Origin of the sequence: Exiguobacterium flavidum (genome assembly GCF_003344535.1) — a bacterium.
Taxonomy (GTDB): Bacteria; Bacillota; Bacilli; order Exiguobacteriales; family Exiguobacteriaceae; genus Exiguobacterium_A; species Exiguobacterium_A flavidum.
In genome coordinates, this window is sequence record NZ_QPKS01000002.1 from 197,958 (window position 1) to 219,459 (window position 21,502).

Annotated in this window: 20 protein-coding genes; 12 read left to right on the forward strand and 8 right to left on the reverse strand. The window is 55.5% G+C overall.

Annotated features, from left to right (window positions below; translation table 11 throughout):
* The first annotated feature begins 144 nt into the window (after window positions 1–144).
* Window positions 145–1,668, forward strand: a complete 1,524-nt coding sequence (gene ptsG / locus DFG60_RS02795) for a glucose-specific PTS transporter subunit IIBC (RefSeq protein ID WP_114570216.1) — start codon at window positions 145–147, stop codon at window positions 1,666–1,668.
* A gap of 121 nt (window positions 1,669–1,789) precedes the next feature.
* Window positions 1,790–3,877: a glucose-specific PTS transporter subunit IIBC gene (gene ptsG, locus DFG60_RS02800; RefSeq protein WP_114570217.1), complete on the forward strand. Its 2,088-nt coding sequence runs from the start codon at window positions 1,790–1,792 to the stop codon at window positions 3,875–3,877.
* 56 nt (window positions 3,878–3,933) lie between these two features.
* On the opposite strand, the gene DFG60_RS02805 is transcribed toward ptsG (DFG60_RS02800), so the two are convergent.
* Together DFG60_RS02805 and ptsP are read right to left on the reverse strand one after the other, a co-directional pair.
* A complete protein-coding gene (locus tag DFG60_RS02805) occupies window positions 3,934–4,938 on the reverse strand; it encodes a hypothetical protein (RefSeq protein ID WP_114570218.1) in 1,005 nt (334 codons plus the stop codon).
* Between the two features lie 123 nt (window positions 4,939–5,061).
* Window positions 5,062–6,783: a phosphoenolpyruvate--protein phosphotransferase gene (gene ptsP / locus DFG60_RS02810; RefSeq protein WP_114570219.1), complete on the reverse strand. Its 1,722-nt coding sequence runs from the start codon at window positions 6,781–6,783 to the stop codon at window positions 5,062–5,064.
* Between the two features lie 355 nt (window positions 6,784–7,138).
* Between ptsP and DFG60_RS02820 the strand changes: the two genes are divergently transcribed.
* Window positions 7,139–8,572, forward strand: a complete 1,434-nt coding sequence (locus DFG60_RS02820; RefSeq protein WP_332871671.1) for a leucyl aminopeptidase — start codon at window positions 7,139–7,141, stop codon at window positions 8,570–8,572.
* Entirely contained in the window at window positions 8,569–8,727 is a 159-nt protein-coding gene (locus DFG60_RS13590; RefSeq protein ID WP_157964469.1) for a hypothetical protein, read from the forward strand. Before DFG60_RS02820 ends, DFG60_RS13590 begins: the two co-directional genes overlap by 4 nt.
* On the opposite strand, the gene ytvI is transcribed toward DFG60_RS13590, so the two are convergent.
* On the reverse strand, window positions 8,718–9,842 hold the full coding sequence (ytvI, locus tag DFG60_RS02825; protein ID WP_114570222.1) for a sporulation integral membrane protein YtvI: 1,125 nt from the start codon (window positions 9,840–9,842) through the stop codon (window positions 8,718–8,720). The two genes, DFG60_RS13590 and ytvI, sit on opposite strands and share 10 nt — an antisense overlap.
* 84 nt (window positions 9,843–9,926) lie before the next feature.
* Here ytvI and DFG60_RS13595 point away from each other — a divergent pair, with 84 nt between their 5' ends.
* Together DFG60_RS13595 and DFG60_RS02830 are read left to right on the forward strand one after the other, a co-directional pair.
* Window positions 9,927–10,103, forward strand: a complete 177-nt coding sequence (locus DFG60_RS13595) for a hypothetical protein (RefSeq protein WP_157964470.1) — start codon at window positions 9,927–9,929, stop codon at window positions 10,101–10,103.
* Window positions 10,078–10,956, forward strand: coding sequence for a MazG nucleotide pyrophosphohydrolase domain-containing protein (locus tag DFG60_RS02830; protein ID WP_114570223.1), 879 nt, complete (start codon window positions 10,078–10,080; stop codon window positions 10,954–10,956). Before DFG60_RS13595 ends, DFG60_RS02830 begins: the two co-directional genes overlap by 26 nt.
* 91 nt (window positions 10,957–11,047) lie before the next feature.
* On the opposite strand, the gene DFG60_RS02835 is transcribed toward DFG60_RS02830, so the two are convergent.
* Genes DFG60_RS02835 through DFG60_RS02855 form a run of 5 tightly spaced genes read right to left on the reverse strand, consistent with a single transcriptional unit; the run spans window position 11,048 to window position 14,060 of the window.
* The gene (locus tag DFG60_RS02835) at window positions 11,048–12,229 is read right to left on the reverse strand and encodes an aminotransferase (protein WP_114570224.1); all 1,182 of its coding nucleotides are present in this window, start codon (window positions 12,227–12,229) and stop codon (window positions 11,048–11,050) included.
* Window positions 12,226–12,723 carry an Lrp/AsnC family transcriptional regulator gene (locus DFG60_RS02840; RefSeq protein WP_114570225.1) on the reverse strand — a complete coding sequence of 166 codons (498 nt, stop codon included), beginning with the start codon at window positions 12,721–12,723 and terminating at the stop codon, window positions 12,226–12,228. The genes DFG60_RS02835 and DFG60_RS02840 overlap by 4 nt, the downstream gene beginning before the upstream one ends.
* A gap of 5 nt (window positions 12,724–12,728) precedes the next feature.
* Complete coding sequence (locus DFG60_RS02845) at window positions 12,729–13,520, reverse strand: glycosyltransferase family 2 protein (RefSeq protein WP_114570226.1); 792 nt, start codon at window positions 13,518–13,520, stop codon at window positions 12,729–12,731.
* Window positions 13,521–13,572: 52 nt separating this feature from the next.
* Window positions 13,573–13,812 carry a NifU N-terminal domain-containing protein gene (locus tag DFG60_RS02850; protein WP_114570227.1) on the reverse strand — a complete coding sequence of 80 codons (240 nt, stop codon included), beginning with the start codon at window positions 13,810–13,812 and terminating at the stop codon, window positions 13,573–13,575.
* A gap of 14 nt (window positions 13,813–13,826) precedes the next feature.
* The gene (locus tag DFG60_RS02855; RefSeq protein ID WP_114570228.1) at window positions 13,827–14,060 is read right to left on the reverse strand and encodes a DUF1871 family protein; all 234 of its coding nucleotides are present in this window, start codon (window positions 14,058–14,060) and stop codon (window positions 13,827–13,829) included.
* 275 nt (window positions 14,061–14,335) lie between these two features.
* Here DFG60_RS02855 and DFG60_RS02860 point away from each other — a divergent pair, with 275 nt between their 5' ends.
* From DFG60_RS02860 to DFG60_RS02885, 6 genes are all read left to right on the forward strand, one after another.
* The gene (locus tag DFG60_RS02860; RefSeq protein ID WP_114570229.1) at window positions 14,336–16,603 is read left to right on the forward strand and encodes a ribonucleoside-diphosphate reductase subunit alpha; all 2,268 of its coding nucleotides are present in this window, start codon (window positions 14,336–14,338) and stop codon (window positions 16,601–16,603) included.
* A gap of 28 nt (window positions 16,604–16,631) precedes the next feature.
* On the forward strand, window positions 16,632–17,120 hold the full coding sequence (locus tag DFG60_RS02865; protein WP_114570317.1) for a flavodoxin domain-containing protein: 489 nt from the start codon (window positions 16,632–16,634) through the stop codon (window positions 17,118–17,120).
* Complete coding sequence (locus tag DFG60_RS02870) at window positions 17,089–18,132, forward strand: ribonucleotide-diphosphate reductase subunit beta (RefSeq protein ID WP_114570230.1); 1,044 nt, start codon at window positions 17,089–17,091, stop codon at window positions 18,130–18,132. Before DFG60_RS02865 ends, DFG60_RS02870 begins: the two co-directional genes overlap by 32 nt.
* 225 nt (window positions 18,133–18,357) lie before the next feature.
* Entirely contained in the window at window positions 18,358–18,750 is a 393-nt protein-coding gene (yugI, locus tag DFG60_RS02875; protein ID WP_114570231.1) for a S1 domain-containing post-transcriptional regulator GSP13, read from the forward strand.
* 134 nt (window positions 18,751–18,884) lie between these two features.
* The gene (locus tag DFG60_RS02880; RefSeq protein ID WP_114570232.1) at window positions 18,885–20,048 is read left to right on the forward strand and encodes an iron-containing alcohol dehydrogenase; all 1,164 of its coding nucleotides are present in this window, start codon (window positions 18,885–18,887) and stop codon (window positions 20,046–20,048) included.
* Between the two features lie 104 nt (window positions 20,049–20,152).
* Window positions 20,153–21,502: a glucose-6-phosphate isomerase gene (locus DFG60_RS02885; protein WP_114570318.1), complete on the forward strand. Its 1,350-nt coding sequence runs from the start codon at window positions 20,153–20,155 to the stop codon at window positions 21,500–21,502.

The following is a 21,502-nucleotide window of genomic DNA, read 5'->3' on the forward strand; positions in this document are numbered from 1 at the left end:
TCATCGACGGGACCAGTCTATTTTGTCTACTTCCTCTTGTGCCTGATTTTTTTATCCGTAAAAATCGGTCGGATGTCTGACTTTTTTCGTACCCGTCGTCGGTATTATTCCTTATTTCATTCATTCAAAGAGGAGGAAACACAGATGTTCAAACAGATTTTTGCCGTCCTTCAACGTGTCGGTAAAGCGTTGATGCTGCCAGTCGCAATCTTGCCTGCAGCAGGGATCCTGCTTGGATTCGGTAACGCGATGCAAAACCCGAACTTGACTTCACGGCTCGAGTTCCTGAAAGCGGATGCGATCATTCGTATCGCAAAACTCATGGAAGCAGCTGGAGACATCATCTTCGGTAACTTGGCGCTTCTATTCGCGGTCGGTGTCGCGATCGGTCTTGCAGGAGACGGCGCAGCCGGACTCGCTGCGATCGTCGGATTCCTGATCATGAACAAGACGATGAGCGTATGGCTCGGCGTTACACCAGAGATGGTCGCTAACGGTCAAGGCTACGCGAACGTCCTCGGTATCCCGACGCTTCAAACAGGTGTATTCGGAGGTATCATCGTCGGTCTTCTCGCAGCATGGGCCTACGGAAAGTATCACAACCTCGAATTGCCGCAATTCCTCGGCTTCTTCGCTGGTAAGCGTTTCGTACCAATCGTGACAGCAGTCGTTTCATTGTTCGCAGGTCTCGTGCTCGTATTCGTCTGGCCTTTCGCGCAAGACGGATTGAACACATTCTCGCACTTCATGATGGAGAAGAACCCGACACTCGCGGCGTTCGTCTTCGGTCTCATTGAACGTTCATTGATCCCATTCGGTCTTCACCACATCTTCTACGCGCCATTCTGGTTCGAGTTCGGTTCGTACACGAACGCGGCTGGAGATGTAGTCCGTGGTGACCAGGCGATCTTCTTCGCGCAGTTGAAAGACAACGTCGAGCTCACAGCTGGTACGTTCATGACTGGTAAATTCCCGTTCATGATGTTCGGTCTTCCAGCAGCAGCACTCGCAATGTACCATGAAGCACGTCCAGAGCGTCGCGCGGTCGTCGGTGGTCTTCTTGGATCAGCGGCACTCACAGCGTTCCTTACAGGTATCACGGAGCCGATCGAGTTCGCGTTCCTCTTCGTCGCACCGATCCTGTTCGCAGTCCACGCGGTCTTCGCTGGTCTTTCGTTCATGACGATGCAGTTGCTCAACGTCAAGATCGGTATGACGTTCTCAGGCGGTCTGATCGACTTCCTCCTCTTCGGTGTTCTTCCAGGACGCACGCAGTGGTGGCTCGTCATCGTCGTCGGTCTCGTTCTTTCTGTCATCTACTACTTCGGTTTCCGTTTCGCGATCCGCAAGTTCAACTTGAAGACGCCAGGCCGTGAGGACGAAGTACAAGAGACGTCAGGCGCACAAGGTTCTGAACTCGCTGAAGGCATCCTTGACGCACTCGGTACGGAGTCGAACATCAAGCACCTTGACGCATGTATCACACGTCTTCGTGTCGAAGTACTCGACAAGTCGAAAGTAAACAAAGACGAGCTCAAGAAACTCGGTGCAGCCGGTGTCCTTGAGGTCGGTAACAACATCCAGGCAATCTACGGGCCGAAATCAGACAACATCAAGTCTGAGATCCAATCGGTCATCGCTTCACGTAAATCAAGCAAGACTGTCTAATGGACACGGGCCCTCCTACTTCTTCAAGTGGGAGGGCCTTTTTGTGTCTCCATGTCGTTTCGTTTATGAACTTTTCTGGGTAAGAAGTAAGTAGTTTGTATAAAAAGGAGGGGAACGACCAATGTGGAAAAATGTGTTTGGCGTCCTGCAGCGGATCGGGAAGGCATTGATGCTTCCGGTAGCGATCTTGCCGGCAGCGGGGCTTTTGCTCGCGTTGGGTACGGCGTTTCAAAACCCGAACCTGACACAGTATCTGCCATTCCTTGAGAATGACGCCCTCGTCGTCATCTGGCGCATCATGCAGGATGCGGGTGACATCATCTTCGCGAACTTAGGTCTCCTGTTCGCTGTCGGAGTCGCGATCGGCCTTGCGAACGGAGAAGGGGTCGCAGGGTTGGCTGCAATCGTCGGTTTCTTGATCATGAACAAGGTCATCAGTTCTTTCCTCAAAATCACGCCGGAGAAAGTCTCGGAAGCACAACAGGCGAGTGACTTGTCCTATGCGACGGTCCTCGGGATACCGACGCTTCAAATGGGGGTATTCGGAGGTATCATTGCCGGGCTCATTGCAGCCTACAGCTATAATAAATATTTCAAGATCAAACTACCTGACTTCCTTGGCTTCTTCGCCGGGAAACGATTCGTACCGATCGCTACGGCGCTGTTCAGTCTCATCGCCGGTTTTGCGCTGTCCTTCGTTTGGCCGCCGATCGGTGACGGGATCAACACGTTCTCTAAGACGATCATCGAGTCGAACGTCACAGTTTCTGCCTTCATCTTCGGTCTCATCGAGCGTTCACTCATCCCATTCGGTCTTCACCATATCTGGTACTCGAGCTTCTGGTTCCAGTTCGGCCAGTACACGAGTGAGGCGGGCGATATCGTCAACGGGGATCAGCGGATCTTCTTCGCTCAGCTGAAGGACGGGGTACCATTCACTGCCGGGACCTATATGACCGGGAAATATCCGTTCATGATGTTCGGTCTTCCGGCTGCCTGTCTCGCGATGTACCATACGGTCGCCCCTGAGCGACGCAAAGCCGTCGAAGGTCTCTACTTCTCGGCAGCCTTGACGTCTTTCCTGACGGGTATCACGGAACCTGTCGAGTTCTCGTTCGTGTTCGTCGCACCTCTCTTGTTCGCAGTCCACGCCGTCTTCGCTGGTCTCTCGTTCATGATCATGCACATGCTGAACGTCAAGATCGGGATGACGTTCTCAGGCGGACTGATCGACTATACGTTGTTCGGTATCCTGCCGAACAGGACGGACTGGTGGCTCGTCATCCCGGTCGGTCTCGCCTTCGCCGTCATCTACTACTTCGGTTTCCGCTTCGTCATCAAGAAGTTCGACCTGAAGATTCCGGGTCGCGAGGACTTGAAGGAAGGTCCTGCCGCGCAAGGCGCGACTGCCGGGGAGCTTCCTTATGAAGTGCTCCAGGCGTTCGGCGGAGCATCGAACATCAAACACCTCGATGCGTGTATCACGCGCCTCCGGATCACGGTCAACGACCGGACGCAAGTCAACAAGGATCGTTTGAAGGAACTGGGCGCTGCGGGGGTCCTCGAGGTCGGGGAGAACGTCCAAGCGATCTTCGGACCGAAATCCGATGCGTTGAAATCGGAAATCGCAGACATCATGCGTGATCCGAACTACAAGCCTCCGGTCAAACCGGAAGCGGACCCGATGCCGCAAGTTCCGACCGGTGATGAGGAACGCCGCGGTGGCACAGGTGTCTCGCCGGTCGAGGCGCACACTCCGTTCGCCGGATTCGTCTCACCGCTCAGCGGTGTGATCCGTTCGCTCGACGACGTGCCGGATCAGGTCTTCTCCGGACGCATGATGGGTGATGGGTTCGCGATCGAACCGACTGAAGGGTATGTCGTTTCGCCGGTCGCCGGTGAGATCACGACCTTCTTCCCGACGAAGCACGCGATCGGCATCCTCGCGGACAACGGTGACGAGATCCTGATCCATTTCGGTATCGACACCGTATCGCTCGATGGAAAAGGATTCGAGGCACTCGCGAAGCAAGGCGACCGGGTAGAGCCGGGTACACCGCTCCTGAATGTCGACCTTGAACAAGTCCGTCCGCTCGTCCCTTCGATGCTGACGCCGATCATCATCACGAACAGCGGGGACCGCAAGGCGGTCGTCGATGTCGGCAAGACGGTCGAAGCAGGGGAGCAGATGTCGTTCGATATCAAGTGAACACCGTAATCAAAAAAGCCTTCTCTTCCATTTACGGAGGAGAAGGCTTTTCGTCGTCAAGTGAAGCTGACGTGATGCCCGCGATCGCTGCGTTTCGCAGCACGACGGAAACCGTCCCACGAATCGAGTGCAGCGACGGTGACGGTGATGAAGATGATCGTCATGATCGGGATCCGGAATATCGTCTCGCCAAGACCGCTGTTGCTCGCAAGAAGGTCGGTGAAGCGTTGGTCGAACAACCGGTCAGATGTCAGGAACAGGATGAGCAAGGTAGAGAAGAGGACGTTGTAAAGGAGGTTCACGGTCGCGAGCGGGTACGTCCAGTGGCCTTTGATCCACTTGTAGACGGCCATGCCCACCTCACAGGCGACGAGCAGCAGGACGAAGTAGAGCAAGGAATCCAAAAAGCTTTGGTTGAAGATCGGCGAGACGGTACGGAATCCGTCGTTCGTCGACTCGACGACACGATTCAGACGGGCGGAGTTCAGATAGATCATGAACCAGGTGATCGTCCAGATGAGGCCGACGATGATGCTCCATTTCGGTATCCGGTTCTCCTTGAACGATTTTTGCGTCGAGCGAAGCCGTTCGACCTTCCACGGATGTTTCGTGTCGAACTCTTCCCCGGCAAACCGCTCAATCAGGAAGAAGACGAGCGTGACGAAGAAGACGAGCTGGATACCGACGTTCCACAGCACTTCGAACAGACTTGCCGTGAACGAGCGGATGGCCGGCAGGAGCGGTCCGCTGTAGGTCATGAACTCCGCGAACAGCAAGGTGAACGTCATGACGAGCAGGACGACCGGCACAAGGATTTTCAGCAGGGCGACGTATTTCGGGAACAACACGGGTCCGATCAAATATGACTTCCTTCCACTGAACGTTCCGGCATAATAGACGGGATCCCCTAAATCTGCGAGAACCTGTTTGATCTCGGATTCGGTCGGATCGTTCGGCAAGCGTTCCGCTATCGTCTGCCGCAGTTCGCTCTCCGCCTTAGGACGGTTTGCTCTTGGGACATGGCGGATGGCTTCGTACACGTACAAATCAATCCAGTCCATGATGAATCCCTCCTTATTCGTTTGGCAATCGGCAGCTCTCTCTAGTAGTCTATTCAGCGGTCTCAGAAAAAATAAACCTGTTCTCAACAAAAAGCCCCTCCGAATTTCGGAGGGGAAAAGAGCTTACTTCTTGATATCGAACGTCGTGCTGAGGAAGTTGACGACATCTTCAGCCGTATCCATGTCGAGTACTTGTTCGACGATCGCTTCACATTCCTGCTTGTTCAATCGTTTCATCAGGCTGCGCGCGCGCAGGACCGATGAAGCCGACATCGAGAATTCGTCGAGACCAAGACCGAGCAGGATCGGGATCGCAAGCTCTTCGCCTGCCATCTCACCACACATGCCGACCCATTTGCCTGCTTTGTGTGCTTCCGTGATGACGTTGTTCAAGAGACCGAGGATTGCGGGGCTGAACGGCTGATAGAGGTACGAGACCTTCTCGTTCATCCGGTCTGCTGCCATCGTGTACTGGATCAAGTCATTCGTACCGACCGAGAAGAAGTCGACTTCCTTCGCGAATTGCTTCGCCATGACCGCTGTCGCTGGGATCTCGACCATCATACCGATTTCGATGTCCTCTGAGACAGTGACGCCTTCTGCGATCAAGTTCGCTTTTTCCTCGAGGAGGAGAGCTTTACCTGCGCGGAATTCTTCGAGCGTCGCGATCATCGGGAACATGACAGCAAGCTTGCCGTATGCACTTGCGCGAAGCAAGGCACGGAGTTGCGTCCGGAAGAGATCCGTCTGATCGAGGCAGAGACGGATCGCCCGGTATCCGAGGAACGGGTTCATCTCATGCGGGAGGTCGAGGTAAGGGAGTTCCTTGTCCCCGCCGATGTCGAGTGTCCGGATGACGACCTTCTTGTCGCCCATCGATTCGAGGACGGTCTTGTAGGCGTTGAACTGTTCTTCTTCCGTCGGGAACGTCTCCGCATCCATGTAGAGGAATTCCGTCCGGTAGAGACCGACTGCTTCAGCACCGTTCTCGAGGACGCCTTTGACGTCGTTCGGCGTACCGATGTTCGCAGCGATTTCGACGTGATGACCGTCCGCTGTGATCGTCTTCTCGTTTTTCAGTTTCTTCCATTCTTCTTTTTGAGCGAGGAACGCTTCGCGCTTCGCTTCGTACTCTGCGACCTGCTCGTCAGAAGGATGGACGATGACATCGCCTTCCGCGCCGTCAAGGATGACGAGATCCCCGTGCTTGATTTCCTGAAGGACGACCTTCGTACCAACGACAGCCGGGATCTCGAGGGAACGGGACATGATTGCCGAATGCGATGTCCGTCCGCCGATGTTCGTCGCGAACCCTTTTGCGTATTTACGGTTGAGTTGTGCTGTATCAGAAGGCGTCAAGTCTTCTGCGATGATGATGACTTCTTCGTTGATTTGAGCAGGTGTCACGAACGTGATGCCGAGCAGGTGGGCCATGACGCGTTTCGTGACGTCACGGACGTCAGCTGCGCGTTCACGCATGTACTCGTTATCCATCGATTCGAAGATCATGACCATCATCTGTGCGACTTCGTCGAGTGCTTTTTCAGCGTTGACCTTCTCGTCGATTTTCGCGTTGACCTGGCTGATGATCTCCGGGTCTTCCAGGATCAAGAGGTGGGCAGAGAAAATCTCTGCTTTATCCGGACCGAGTTGCTGAAGCGTGTTCTCACGGATGATCTCGAGTTCACCCTTCGATTTTGCGATAGCTGCCTGGAATCGTGCCTTCTCGGCTGCTGCGTCCTCGATTGTTTTCGTTGGAATGTCGAATACTGGCGTCTCCATCACGAAAGCCTTTGCGATCGCGATACCGGCAGAAGCGCCGATTCCTTTAATGTGTTGTGCCATTTGCATTACCCTCTTTTCAGATAATTTTTTTACCTCAGTGACACCGTTTCTACGCTACCTATGGTATTACCCATAAACGCTTTTCTCTTAACGGGTCGACTCAGGCCTCTCCCAAAATGAAAACGTAGACATTTTATTCCATGCTGCAAGTCGTTCTTAAAGCGCTGTCGCCATTTCCACTCGTTCATCCTAACATACTCGTAAACCGTCCAACAATCGTTTGAAATCAAGCAATTCGACAATTCCTCGAACACTTTCAGATGATACCGCTTACAAATGGAAAGGGGTTTTTTCTTGGAAAACATATCACATTTCTTCATACTTATAAGGAGAAGTCTGAAGGGAGATGTTCAGCATGGAAAAGAAGGTCGACTATACGCAGCAGACAGAGGTACTCGTAGCAGGTATTTCTGGCAACGGCAAAATCAAGGAGGAGTTGCACGCGCTCTATCCGGATCGGCTCGAGGAATGGATGCGTGCGGGGGACGTCTCGACGAAGCAGGGCGAGCTGCGCCTGTTGCCGACACTTTCAGGAGAGGTGAAACGTGTCCTCTTCGTCGGACTCGGTAAGGCGGACAACCTGTCGCAAGATGAGGTCCGGCGTCTGATCGGGAAAGCGGCACGTTACTTGATGGAGCGGGGACTTGCTGATGTCGCGGTCGATGCGACGACGTTCCCGGGAGAGCCGGCTGAGATGGTTGCCGAGACGTTTTTGCTCGCGACATATGAAGTGGAACATTACAAGACAGGCAAGCAAGTGACGCCTTACGAACTTGAGCTGTCGATTTGGACGGAGCAGGGCGCGCGGGTCGACCGCGGCGAAGCGCTCGCGGCCGGAACAAATCTCGCACGCCGTCTCGTGACGATGCCGGGCAACATCCTGACAGCGCCGAAACTGGCCGAAGAAGCTGGTTTTCTCGCCGAACGGCACGGCTTCAAGCTGAAGGTTCTCGATAAGTCGGAGATGGAAGAACTCGGGATGGGCGCGTTGCTAGCCGTCAATCAAGGTTCGACCGTCCCACCGAAGTTGATCGTCCTCGAATACAACGGAGCGGGGGATGAAGACCCGATTGCGCTCGTCGGAAAAGGAGTGACGTTCGACACGGGCGGCTACTCGATCAAATCCAAAGTCGGGATTGTAGGGATGAAGGGAGACATGGGCGGAGCCGCGACCGTATTCGGCGTGTTCGAGGCGCTCGGACGTCTGAAGCCGGCTGCCAATGTCATCGGCGTCATTCCGGCGACGGACAACATGATCTCGGGCAACGCGTTCAAGCCGGACGACGTCATCACGTCGATGGCCGGGAAGACGATCGAGGTGCTCAACACGGATGCGGAAGGACGTCTCATCCTGGCTGACGCCGTCACATATGCCAAGGAGTTCGATCCGAGGATGATCATCGATATCGCAACGTTGACTGAAGGTGTCCTCGTTGCGCTGGGGATGGAAATCACAGGCGTTCTTACGAACGATCAGGAACTCTATCGCCGCTTCGAAGCGGTCACGCAGGAGACGAATGAGATGGTCTGGCAGATGCCGTATGTCGATCAGTTCATCAGACAGGTGCGCCGTTCGGAAGTCGCGGACCTCAACAACTCGCCGGGGCGGATGGGCGCCATGATCTTCGCCGGGTCATTCATCGGGGAGTTCGTCGGAGAGACGCCATGGCTCCACCTCGATATCGCCGGCACGTCGGAACAGAACACAGCGAGCGAACTCGGACCGAAAGGCGCGACAGGTGTCATGGTCCGCAGTCTCTATCGTTTCATCGAGCGTGAGGCGCAGTGAAGCTTCTTCCTTATTACGCGCTGACTATACTCAGTTACGCAGTCTACGACCGCTCGGAGTCGAGGCTGACGCTCGGTCTGCTCGTGTTCGCGGCCATCTTCGCCATTTTGATGACGCTCAAGACGCTGCATGAGAAAACACCCCGTCAACGATAAGTCGACGGAGTGCCTTTGACGAAGTCCCACATGTAATGGAAGACTTGTGCGTTGTAGAGTGCTTTGATGACGACGGCGACGATCGGTCCGAGAATCAGTCCGATGATTCCGAAGAATTGGACGCCGACGTAGAGGGCGGCGAGCGCCGTGATCGGGTGGATGCCGATGTTGTCGCCGACGATCTTCGGCTCCATCACGTTGCGCTGGACGAGGACGACCGCATAGAGGATCGAAAGACCGACGACCATCGTCGTGTTACCGGTGATGATCGAGTAGACGATCCAGGGCAGGAAGACGGAGCCGGTCCCGAGATAAGGCAATATGTCGAAGAATGCCGCGATGAAGGCGATCGTGAACGGGTGCTCGACCGGCAAGATGAGCAATCCGATCAGGACGATGACGAACGTGATCGAAATCAAGGTGAGCTGAGCCCGCGCGTATCCGAACAGTGCCCGTCTCAAGCTCGAGAAGACAGTGTCGAACCGGGCGAACCATGGTTTGAGCTCGAAGCGACGCATCCGCTCCTCATAGTTCGTCCAGTCCTTCGCGATGAAGAACCAGGCGAGCAGGACGATGATGAGGATGAGGGCGATCGAAGGGAGCGTCGCGAGGACGCTCTGCAACGTCCCTGCGATGCTCTTCGATCCTTCTGCGATCAAGCGTGCAAGCGAGCTGCCGAGCGTCTGGATGCTGTCCTGGACCGTGTTCTGCTGGGACGGTTCGAGCGTCTTGAGCGCATCCCATGCGTCGCTCCAGATCGGAGCCAGTTTCTCATTGTAGAGCTTTTGGAAGAAGAGCGACAACTCCTGAATCTGGCCAGGCAGCTGATTCGCCACGAAGACGAGTCCGCGAATCAGCTGCATCAGGATCAGGACGAGCGCACCGATGAGCAATCCGCTGATCAACGTGATCGACAGGAGTGAACTTGCCCCGCGCTTCAGCTTCAGCCTCTTTTGGAAGAAGTCGACGAGCGGTCGGCTGAACATCGCGAGCAGGAATGCGATGACGAACGGGTAAAGAAGTGTAGCGAGCCGGAGCAGGACCCAGCCGGTCAGGATGACCGCCGCAATCACGCCGATGAATCGCACGAGCTGCCATAAACGCTCGGATGACAATAGGATCACCTTCTCTAATATGTAGTATGACAATCATATCACGAATATTTGATAATGACGCTTTCCGAAAGAGGAGGAAATGTGATGAACCGAAAAGGACTTGGAACAGTCGCGGCACTTGCCGCGGCAAGCATCGCAGCCGTCTATGAATGGCGGAAGACGAAGGCGTTCAGCCGGACGCACAAGGAGAAGGCCGAACAGATTCTGATCAAAGAAATCGCGGAGGGTGAGACGGATGGACGAACTGCAACGAAAGATTGATGCGACGATCCGGACGCTCGGCGGATACTTCCGGCCGCTGTCCGGCCTCGCGCGCTTGATGGAAGAGATCGGGGAGGTCGGGGAAGCGCTCGAGACGAAGGATGAACAGCTGCTCAAGGACGAGCTCGTCGACGTGCTGATGATTTCGACGTGCCTCGCCAATCAATACCGGGCGCGCCTCGGCTTCCTGCACGAGTCCCTCGGGACGTTTTCGGACGAGGAGGCGCCGTCCTTCTACCGGATCGTCCACGAGGCGGGACAAGTCGCCCGGACGATGAACGGATATGAAGGGGACAAGCCGCCGAAACCGGACGATGAGATCGTCCCGATCGGACTGTCGCTCGCCCGCCTGCAGCGGGAGCTGTTCCGCTTCGCCCGGCAACTCGGCCTCGACTTGATGGTCGAGATCGATCAGACGAACGCGAAGAACGTCGCCCGCGACAAGGAACGCTTCGCTCTGACACGCGATCCAATCACTGAAGAGACGATCGACCACTTCAAGAGTGCGACCGGCAGCGAGGAGCTGCTTTGGGGAGCGCCTGTCTACGAGTCGGATCGAACGCTTGAGGAGAACGTCCGTCTCGCCTTGCCGTCGCTCCGTCGCTTCCTGCGCTGTGCGCAGGTCGAAGGAATCGACGGGTTCGTCCTTGAGGCACCGATCGACCGGACCGATTCCCTGTTGACCGTCAAGGAGCGGGCCGAGCAGATGGGGCGGATCATCAAGGAGGAGACACCGCTCTCGTTCAAGGGGGCACCTTATCGCCTTGAGGTCTATGCACCGCAGCTTGGTGCCGTCTCACCGTATCATTCGGAGGATGCCAACCGTTTGTTCCTGTTGCTTGAAAGTGAATGAGAAAAAAAGAACCGCGACGCCCGTCTTCTTTGGACAAGACTCGACACATCGTGTCTTCCTGTCCCTTGAAGTTCGGACTTCGCGGTTTTCATCATTTCTTGATGACGTGTTTCGGTGCTTGAGGCAACTGGGCCATGAAGCGGTCGATTCGGCGAATCGCTTCCTGGAGATGCTCCATCGAACTGGCATAGCTCGCGCGGACATATCCTTCACCGGACGTCCCGAACACATTACCCGGGACGACAGCGACCCGCTCGGTCATGAGCAGGTTCTCGGCGAACTCCTCGCTCGAGAGACCGGTATGGCCGACATACGGAAACGCGTAGAAGGCGCCGCCAGGCAGATGCGTCGGGAGTCCCGTGTCGTTGAGTGCCTTGACGAAGTAGTTTCGGCGTTGCCGGTAGCTCTTGACCATCGGCGGGACGGTCCGCTCGCGCGAACGGAGTGCTTCGATACCGGCGAACTGGACGAGCGTCGGTGCACACATCATGCCATACTGGTGGACTTTGAGCATCGCGCGCGTGACGTCCGGCGGGGCGCACGTGAAGCCGAGTCGCCAGCCGGTCATCGCGAACGCCTTCGAGAAGCCGTTGATGATGATCGTCCGCTCCTGCATGCCCGGAAGAGTGGCGAAGCAGGTCGCCTTCTCCTCATAGGAGAGCTCCGCATAGATCTCATCGCTGATGACCCATAGATCGTGTTTCTTCGCAATCAAGGCGAGGTCTGCCAGCTGGTCGCGCGACATGACGGATCCGGTCGGATTCGACGGGAAGCAGAAGATGATCGCTTTCGTCCGCTCCGTGATCGCGGCTTCGATCGTCTCGGCCTGGACGGTGAATCCGTCCTCCGGCGCACAGGACACCGGGACGGCGACGCCGCCTGCAAGCTCGATCAGCGGACCGTAGGAGACGAAGGCGGGCTCGACGACGAGCACCTCGTCTCCCGGATCGACGAGCGCACGGAAGGCGAGGTCGAGCCCTTCGGATGCACCGGTCGTGACGATGATCTCGTCTTCCGGGCGATAGGAGGCGCCGAACGTCTTCATATAGGAACTGATCTCGCGCCGGAGTTCGAGTAATCCGGCGTTCGCGCTGTAAGCCGTATATCCTTGTTCGAGTGCGGCGAAGCTCGCTTCGCGCACGTTCCATGGTGTGACGAAATCCGGTTCTCCGACGCCTAGCGAGATGACGTCCTCCATCGAACCGGCGAGGTCGAAGAAACGGCGGATGCCTGACGGGGCGAGTCGTTCGACGCGGTCTGCGAGCGGCTTCATGGCGTTACCTTCAGACGTTTGTCATCGTCGTCCTTGCTGAACAGGACGCCGTCGTGTTTGTACGTCTTGAGCCGGAAGTGGGTCGTCGTCGAGATGACGGAGTCGAGCGTCGACAATTTCTCCGAGACGAACTGGGCGACTTCCTGGAGCGATTTACCTTCGATGACGACCTGGAGATCGTAGGCGCCTGACATCAAGTAGAGCGATGTCACTTCGGGGAAGCGGTGGATCCGCTCAGCGACCTCGTCGAAGCCGCGGCCCCGTTTCGGTGTCACCTTGACGTCGATGAAGGCCGTCACGCCCTGGTGTGAATGGATTTTCTGCCAGTCGATGACGGCGGTGAAACCGAGAAGGACGCCGTCCGTCTTGAAGCGTTCGATCGAATCGATGACATCCTCCTTCTCGAGTCCGAGCATCTGAGCGGCGAGTCCCGGATCGATCTGTCCGTTCGTCGCGAGTAGTTCAAGCAGTTCAAGCTGTTGTTCTGTATACATGACGTTCACTCACTTTCTAAAAGGCGGCCATCGAACGAGCGCCGGGTATCGCGGCGTTTTCCCCGCCGTTCGGCCTGGACGATGTGGAAGTTTTTCATTTCGGTGGCGGGCAGTTCGTGTTTTCGGCAGAGCAGATTGAAATACTCGCGCCGCTTCTCATCCTGTCTCGCCGATTCATGATTGCCCTCCGGATGGAAGGCATAGAGGATCGTCGCGCGTGCAGGGTGCAGCACGAGGTGCTTCTCACCGACGCGAAGGATCCAGTCCCAGTCCCAGTAATTATAGACGTCTTCGTCGAACAGACCGAGTTCGTCATGGAGGGAACGACGGTACATCGCACCCGACGGGATGAATGTCGAATCGACGCGCATCTCTTCTTTATCATAGGGGTAGGCGAACGGCTCGAAATGGGTCACGAAGCGCCGTCCGTCCTTGACGGTATATTCGAACAGTTCGGCGTCCGTATAGGAGAGGTCTGCACCGGCGTCGAGGTCGCGCACGAGCTCCTCGATATGTGTCGGCAGCAGGACGTCATCGTCGTCGAGCAGCATGATATATTCACCCCGGGCGATCGTGACGCCGTGATTTCGTGCGCGAACGTGATGATTCTCGCCGATCGAGGCGATTGAAATTGGGAACGGATCGTTTCGTTCCGTGATCCAGTCGAGGGTGCCTTCGCCGTTGTTGACGACGATCACCTCGAACGGCGTGTAGGTCTGACGCGCGAGCGAGTCGAGCGCGTCGCGCAACTCGTTCTCGCGGTTATAAGTAGGAATGACGACAGAGACGTTAGTCATGTTTTCTCCTCCTTGCACAAAGACACCTGACGCGTCAGGTGTCTTTTGCTCATTACATGCGTGATTCGATCGTCGGCAACAGGGCGTTCCAATCGGCAGTCTCTTCCTTCGTGACCGTCACGAAGTCGCCGTATGCGAACAGGTTGTCGACACCGTCGAGCGTGATGAGGGCGGCGAGCAGCTGGTCTTCCGGTGTATCGCCTTTTCTGACACTCGTGCTTTTCGCGCCGAAGCGGTTTTCCGCGAGCGTGATCTTTACTGCGTTAGGGTTTGGTGTGTAATCGACTTGCATATTGTAAGCTCCTCTCAAAGTGCGCAGGAATCCTCGCAAGCAAGCAACTTCGCCGCAAGCGTCTCGAGTTCCTGCCGATCCGGGGATTCCCCGAAAGATTCCTCGAATACATCCGCCATCGCGGCGGCAAGTGGAGCGGCCGCGTCGTGGATGGTGAGTAGGTTCAGTATAGCAGACATTTCGGTGTCATAATTACCTTCCCCTAGGTGAAATGGATCATATTTATTTAAAAGTTCTTTTGACCTCATAATGTTGATTTCTCCTTATCTCAAAATATCTCAAAACGCGACACAGCGCCTTTTTGAATTTGTTTGACCTGATTTTCAATGCAAGGGGTAACTTTTATCTTTTTCAGTGATAACCTATATCTTGTACATAAACAGGTTTTAAAACGGGTAAAACGTCTATATATAGAGTATTGAAAAATACGTTCTTTCCATATATGGGCGTCCTTTTCTTAGTTTAGCCGATTTTTTGATCACAGGCGAACCTGTCGAACGAAACAGGATAGGAGTGGTTCATAGTGGCATCTCCACTGAAGACAGTACGCATCTTTACAGGTGCGATGACAATCGAAGACGTATACGAACTAATCGGGCAAGTCACCGCCTCATTCGAAGGACTCGACGTCGAACGTTACACAGAACGGGCGATTCGGGCACTTGAGGGGAAGACGCTCCAAGCTGACCACGTCTATGAACTGCTGACGATGCACGCACTCGACATGCTCAAGGCGGAGGAGCCGGACTGGACGTTCGTCGCGACCGCCCTCTACCTCAATCGCCTCTACCTCGACGCAAGCCGAAATCGCGGCTATGCACCGGAAGAGCGTTACGGTTCGCTTCATGGTCTGATCGAGAAGCTGACGGACAAGGGGATATTTGCACCGGCCTTGATCGAGGCCTATACGAAGGAGGAGGTCGATGAGCTCGCCCTCGCGATCGATCCGTCGCGCGATCTTTTGTTCACGTATATCGGGCTTCGGACGCTCGCGGACCGCTACCTGGCCCGTGACCATGTCAAGGAACTATATGAGTTGCCGCAAGAGCGCTTCATGGTCATCGCGATGACCCTCATGCAGAAGGAAGCGAAGGAGCGACGCCTCGGACTCGTCAAGGAAGCCTACTGGGCGCTCTCGAACCTCTACATGACGGTCGCGACGCCGACGCTCTCGAACGCGGGGAAATCGTACGGACAGCTCTCGTCCTGCTTCATCGACACGGTCGACGATTCGCTCCGCGGCATCTACGACTCGAACACGGACGTCGCGACACTCTCGAAAGGCGGCGGAGGCATCGGTGTCTACATGGGCAAGATCCGCTCCCGCGGATCCGACATCCGTGGATTCAAAGGTGTCTCGAGCGGTGTCATACCGTGGATGAAGCAGCTCAACAACACGGCGGTCTCAGTCGATCAGCTCGGCATGCGCCAAGGGTCGATCGCCGTCTATCTCGACATCTGGCATAAAGACATCCTCGAGTTCCTCGACGCGAAGCTCAACAACGGAGACGAGCGTCTCCGTACGCATGACATCTTCACAGGGGTCTGCCTGCCCGACCACTTCATGCGCCAAGTCGAGGCACGCGGCGACTGGTGTCTGTTCGATCCGCACGAAATCCGCACGGTGATGGGCTTCAGCCTCGAGGATCATTTCGACGAGACGGAGACGGGCGGCAGTTTCACGGAGAAGTACCTCGCTTGTGTCAACGAGCCGCGACTCAGCCGGACGACGATTCCGGCGATCGATCTCGTCAAGCGCTACATGCGCTCACAGCTCGAGACAGGGACGCCGTACATGTTCTTCCGCGACGCCGTCAACCGAGCGAATCCGAACAAACATGCCGGGATGGTCTACAGCTCGAATCTCTGCTCGGAGATCATGCAGAACATGAGCCCGACGACGGTCGAGGAGGAGTACACGCGGGACGGCAAGATCGTCGTCACGAAGACGCCTGGCGACTTCGTCGTCTGCAACCTCAGCTCGATCGCGCTCGCGCGGGCCGTCAGAGCGGACGTGCTCGAACGCCTCGTACCGATCCAGATGCGGATGCTCGACAACGTCATCGACCTCAATACGATCGACGTGCCGCAAGCCGAGATCACGAACAAGAAGTATCGTGCGGTCGGTCTCGGGACGTTCGGCTGGCACCACCTGCTCGCCCTCGAGGGCATTCGCTGGGAGTCGGTCGAGGCGGTCCATTATGCGGACAAGCTATACGAGAAGATCGCCTACCTGACGATTCAGGCTTCGATGCGGCTCGCGGAGGAGAAGGGCGCTTATGACGTCTTTGAAGGTTCGGAATGGCAGACGGGCGAGTATTTCGCACGGCGCGGCTACCGCAATTCGGATGAGCTCGACTGGGAGGGGCTGCAGGCCGATATCCGGACGAACGGGATGCGTAACGCCTACCTGATGGCTGTCGCACCGAACTCGTCGACCGCGATCATCGCCGGCAGTACGGCTTCGATCGACCCAATCTATAAGAAGGTCTATGCGGAAGAGAAGAAAAACTACAAGATCCCGGTCACGGTCCCGGATTTGACGCCGGAGACGAACTGGTTCTATAAATCAGCGTTCGAGATCGATCAGCTGTGGAGCATCCGCCAGAACGCGGCACGAGGCCGCCACATCGATCAATCGATCAGCTTCAACCTGTACGTCAAGAACAACATCAAGGCGAAGGAGTTGCTCGCGATGCATCTCGAGGCATGGCAGCTCGGCATGAAGACGATCTATTATACGCGCTCGACGACGGTCGAAATCGACGAATGCGAGTCGTGCTCGTCTTAACGAAACCAAGAGAAGGGAGACGATGGGGATGAGAGCAGCGATCGTCTATGCATCGATGAGTGGAAACACGGAGGAAGCAGCGGAGCTCGTCGCACGTACGTGCGAGGAAGCCGGCCTGCGGACGAAGCTGTTTCTTGCGGACGAAGTCACGAAGCGATCGCTCGCCGGATTCGACATCGTCTACTTCGGATCCTATACATGGGGCGACGGGGAGTTGCCGGAGGAGATGCGCGACTGTCTGCGTCTTCTCTTGAAGGACAATCCGAACCGGATCGAGCAGGCCGCCGTCTTCGGCACGGGCGACAAGATGTTCGTCAAGTATTGCCGTGCCGTCGACGAGATGGCCTACCATCTAATGAAACACGGCGTTCCGCTCGCATCGGACCTGCTGAAGATCGAGCAGTCCCCGAGAAGCCGTCCGTACGTCGTCAAGGACTGGACGCGGCGCGTCATCGCACAACTACAGCACGAGGGAGTCGAAAACAATGGAGCAATTACAGAAAATCAAACTGCTTGAACCAAAAAGCCCGAACCGTTCGACGGCGATCATCGGAGGCGAGACGAGCGCGATCGTCAACTGGAACGATATCGCCTATCCGCAGTTCTACTCGATCTATAAACAGTTGCTGTCGAACTTCTGGATCCCGGATGAGATCTCGATGTCGAAGGATATGCAACAGTGGAACCAGCTGAACGAACGGGAACAGGATGCCTTCAAGCGGATCATCGGTCTTCTGTCGATCCTCGACTCCGTGCAGACCCGTTACATCCTCGAGTCGGCCCTGTTCACGTCGGACGCTTCCGTTCACGCGATTCTCGCAATCGTCGCCCAGCAGGAGGTCGTCCACAACCAGTCTTACAGCTACGTCTTGTCGAGTCTCGTTCCGCTCTCGGAGCAGAACCGGATCTTCGACATCGCGAAGGACGACGAGATGGTCATGAAACGCAATACCTTCATCATCGATCTCTATGAGAATTTCCGGTCGGAACAGACGCCGGAAAACTTCGCTAAGGCGCTCGTCGCCTCGATCGTCCTCGAAGGAATCAACTTCTATTCAGGATTCGCTTTCTTCTATAACCTGGCCCGGCATCAGAAGATGGTCGGGACGTCGACGATGATCAGCTACATCCAGCGCGACGAGCTTCAACATTCCTACTTCATCAGTCAGCTCCTGCGCGCCGTGCTCGCGGAGCATCCTGAGATCGACGCCGACGGTTCGTTCACGCAGTTCACGTACGATACGTTCGCCCGTGCCGTCGAACTCGAGACGGAGTGGAGTGAGTACGTGCTGCGCGACCTCGACGGGCTCGATGTCAGCGAGATGCATGATTACGTCAAATATCTCGCGAACAAGCGGCTGCGTGTCATCGGCTTGAACGATCTGTATGAGGGGCATGATGAAGATGTCATGCCATGGATCCGTGCGTATTCGGATGAATCGATGAATGCGACGAAATCCGACTTCTTCGAGCAGAAATCACGTTCGTACGCGAAGGTGACGGATGCGAACGGATTCGACGATCTTTGAGCAGACGGGACGCTTTCCTTCTAAAAAAGAAGGGAAGCGTTTTTGCGCAAAAAAAAAGGCCGGACTTCCGTGGAAGTCCGGCAGAATCAGGGGGAATACTTGAAGTCTTGCTTATCAAAAATGTTCCCTTACTGAAGAAAAATGAAACAAATTCAAAAAAGTTTTTTTACAACCGGAAAAAATGTGTTATTATAAGTTGATGAATTTAGTTAGGGGTGTAAAACCATGGCAAACTTTGCAAAAGACCAAATCGTTACTGGTAAAGTAACGGGTATCCAAAACTTCGGTGCTTTCGTAGCACTCGATGATCAAACACAAGGTCTCGTCCACATTTCTGAGATCTCACACGACTACGTAAAAGATATCAACGATTACGTTAAAGTCGGCGATGAAGTGACTGTTAAAGTCCTCGACATCGATGAAGAAAAAGGTAAGATGAAACTTTCGATCAAAGCGACGCAAGAAGCACCAAAACGCGAAGCTCGCGCGAAAGGCCCACGCAAAAACGCTGGTCGTCGCAACGAAGGTCCTGCTTTCAAACAAGAAGAAGCTCCTGGCTTCAACGTGTTGAAAGGCAAATTGGAAGAGTGGATCGAGAAATCGAACTTCCAGAAGTAATTCCCACACGAGAGAACCGGCATTGGTCGGTTCTCTTTTTTTTGTTTTCAGAAGCATCGTGAGCGTTAGATTAGAGGCGGAACGGGAAAGTGTGGATAATGTAAGGTGTTCAACTACTTAGGAGGTCGAGAGAAATGGAAAACTTCGAATATCGTAATCCAACGAAACTGATTTTTGGCGAAGGACAAGTCGATAAGCTTTCAGCTGAGCTTGAGGCGCTTGGCGCGAAGAAGGTCATGCTCGTCTACGGTGGCGGCAGCATCAAGCGCAACGGCGTCTATGATGACGTGACGCGTGAACTGAAGGCAGCCGGGATCGAGTACGTCGAATGCGACGGTGTCGAGCCGAACCCGCGTCTGACGACGGCGGAACGCGGCGTGAAGATCGCCCGTGAGGCAGGTGTCGACGCATTGCTCGCACTCGGCGGCGGATCGGTCATCGACTGCACGAAATTGATCGCGGCAGCGATTCCTTATGAAGGCGATACGTGGGATATCGTCGTCCGCAAACATATCCCGACGGAAGTCGTTCCATTCGGGACGGTCCTGACGCTTGCTGCGACAGGGTCCGAGATGAACTCGGGATCGGTCATCACGAACTGGGAGACGCAGGAGAAATACGGCTGGGGCAGCCCGCTGACGTATCCGACGTTCTCGATCCTCGATCCGAACTACACGGTCACGGTACCGAAGGATCAGACGATCTACGGCATCGTCGATATGATGACACACTGCCTGGAGCAATATTTCCACCCGGCGAACGCACCGGTCCAAGAGCGGATGACGGAAGGCGTCTTGAAAGCCGTCATCGAAGCTGCGCCGAAACTCGTCTCGGACCTCGAGAACGTCGAGCTGCGCGGCACGATCCTGTTCGCAGGGACAATGGCACTCAACGGCGTCCTGCAGATGGGCGCACGCGGTGACTGGGCGTCGCACAACATCGAGCACGCCGTCTCTGCTGTCCATGACATCCCGCACGCTGGCGGACTCGCGATCCTCTATCCGCACTGGATGCGCCACGTCCTCGACGAATCGAACGCGCATCGCTTCGCGACACTCGGCGAGAACGTCTTCAACCTCGAGCGTCAGGACGACCTGATGAAGATGGCGAACGATACGATCGACGCGCTCAGCGCGTTCTGGACATCGCTCGGTGCGCCGACGCATCTTGCGAACTACGACATCGACGCATCGACGGTCGAACCGATCGTCAAAGCCGCGATGTCGCGCGGTGATTTCGGAAACTTCAAGTCGCTTGGTGAGCAAGACGTCCGTGACATCGTGACGGCATCACTCTAAAATTTGCGAACTATTTCACAATAAACTGTTGAATGACCTTCCTTCTTGCGCTTTAATGGAATGGAAGGTCGCACGACAGGTGCGCAATTGAAGGAGGACGATTGATAATGACGACAGTAAAATTCGATTATTCAAAAGCGTTGCAGTTCGTCGGACAGCATGAAGTTGACTACATGACGGACACGGTCAAAGGTCTCCACGCAGCGATTCACAACGGAACGGGCGCAGGAAACGACTTCCTCGGGTGGGTCGACCTCCCGACGAACTACGACAAAGAGGAGTTCGCGCGGATCGAAGCGGCGGCGAAGAAGATCCAATCGGATTCGGACGTCCTGCTCGTCGTCGGAATCGGCGGATCGTATCTCGGAGCGCGTGCGGCGATCGAGATGCTCGGTCATTCGTTCCACAACCTGCTTTCGAAAGAAGAGCGCAAGGCGCCACAAATCATTTATGCCGGCCACAACATCTCGTCGACATACATGCATGATTTGTTCGAAGTGCTCGAAGGTAAGGATGTGTCTGTCAACATCATCTCGAAGTCGGGGACGACGACTGAACCTGCGCTTGCGTTCCGTCTTCTGAAATCGTTCATGGAAGAGAAGTACGGCAAAGGCGAAGCGAAGAACCGGATCTACGCGACGACGGACAAGGCGCGCGGCGCACTGAAGACGCTCGCGGATTCCGAAGGGTACGAGACGTTCGTCATTCCGGATGACGTCGGCGGACGCTTCTCGGTCTTGACGCCAGTCGGATTGCTTCCGATCGCAGCTGCGGGCATCGACATCAACGAACTCATGAGCGGCGCGCGAGACGCACAGGTGCGCTTCGCTAACGAGAACCTGGCAGAGAACGAAGCGTATCAGTATGCAGTCGTCCGTAACGCCCTCTACAACAAAGGGAAGACGATCGAGTTGCTCGTCAACTACGAACCGGCACTTCACTATGTCTCGGAGTGGTGGAAACAGCTCTACGGAGAATCGGAAGGCAAAGACTTCAAAGGAATCTTCCCTGCGGCTGTCGATTTCTCGACGGATCTCCACTCGATGGGCCAATACGTCCAAGAAGGGCGCCGCGACCTGTTCGAGACAGTCATCAAGGTCGGTAAGGCGCGCCATGAACTGACGATCGAGAAGGACGCGCAGGACCTTGACGGTCTGAACTTCCTTGAAGGCAAGTCGGTCCAGTTCGTCAATGACAAGGCTGCTGAAGGGACGCTCCTCGCACACACGGACGGTCAAGTGCCGAACCTCGTCGTCGAGCTTCCGGAGATGACGCCTTATCACCTCGGATTCCTGTTCTACTTCTTCGAGAAGGCGTGCGCGATGAGCGGCTACCTCCTCGGAGTCAACCCGTTCGACCAGCCGGGCGTCGAGGCGTACAAGAAGAACATGTTCGCACTCCTTGGAAAACCTGGATTCGAAGCACAAAAAGCAGAACTCGAAGCACGTCTTTGA

Bases quoted from the DNA above. Each gene is read 5' to 3' on its own strand.
- ptsG (WP_114570216.1), top strand. From the start codon at position 145: ATGTTCAAACAGATTTTTGCCGTCCTTCAACGTGTCGGTAAAGCGTTG.
- ptsG (WP_114570217.1), top strand. From the start codon at position 1,790: ATGTGGAAAAATGTGTTTGGCGTCCTGCAGCGGATCGGGAAGGCATTG.
- DFG60_RS02805 (WP_114570218.1), bottom strand. From the start codon at position 4,938: ATGGACTGGATTGATTTGTACGTGTACGAAGCCATCCGCCATGTCCCA.
- ptsP (WP_114570219.1), bottom strand. From the start codon at position 6,783: ATGGCACAACACATTAAAGGAATCGGCGCTTCTGCCGGTATCGCGATC.
- DFG60_RS02820 (WP_332871671.1), top strand. From the start codon at position 7,139: ATGGAAAAGAAGGTCGACTATACGCAGCAGACAGAGGTACTCGTAGCA.
- DFG60_RS13595 (WP_157964470.1), top strand. From the start codon at position 9,927: ATGAACCGAAAAGGACTTGGAACAGTCGCGGCACTTGCCGCGGCAAGC.
- DFG60_RS02830 (WP_114570223.1), top strand. From the start codon at position 10,078: ATGGACGAACTGCAACGAAAGATTGATGCGACGATCCGGACGCTCGGC.
- DFG60_RS02835 (WP_114570224.1), bottom strand. From the start codon at position 12,229: ATGAAGCCGCTCGCAGACCGCGTCGAACGACTCGCCCCGTCAGGCATC.
- DFG60_RS02840 (WP_114570225.1), bottom strand. From the start codon at position 12,723: ATGTATACAGAACAACAGCTTGAACTGCTTGAACTACTCGCGACGAAC.
- DFG60_RS02845 (WP_114570226.1), bottom strand. From the start codon at position 13,520: ATGACTAACGTCTCTGTCGTCATTCCTACTTATAACCGCGAGAACGAG.
- DFG60_RS02850 (WP_114570227.1), bottom strand. From the start codon at position 13,812: ATGCAAGTCGATTACACACCAAACCCTAACGCAGTAAAGATCACGCTC.
- DFG60_RS02855 (WP_114570228.1), bottom strand. From the start codon at position 14,060: ATGAGGTCAAAAGAACTTTTAAATAAATATGATCCATTTCACCTAGGG.
- DFG60_RS02865 (WP_114570317.1), top strand. From the start codon at position 16,632: ATGAGAGCAGCGATCGTCTATGCATCGATGAGTGGAAACACGGAGGAA.
- DFG60_RS02870 (WP_114570230.1), top strand. From the start codon at position 17,089: ATGGAGCAATTACAGAAAATCAAACTGCTTGAACCAAAAAGCCCGAAC.
- yugI (WP_114570231.1), top strand. From the start codon at position 18,358: ATGGCAAACTTTGCAAAAGACCAAATCGTTACTGGTAAAGTAACGGGT.
- DFG60_RS02880 (WP_114570232.1), top strand. From the start codon at position 18,885: ATGGAAAACTTCGAATATCGTAATCCAACGAAACTGATTTTTGGCGAA.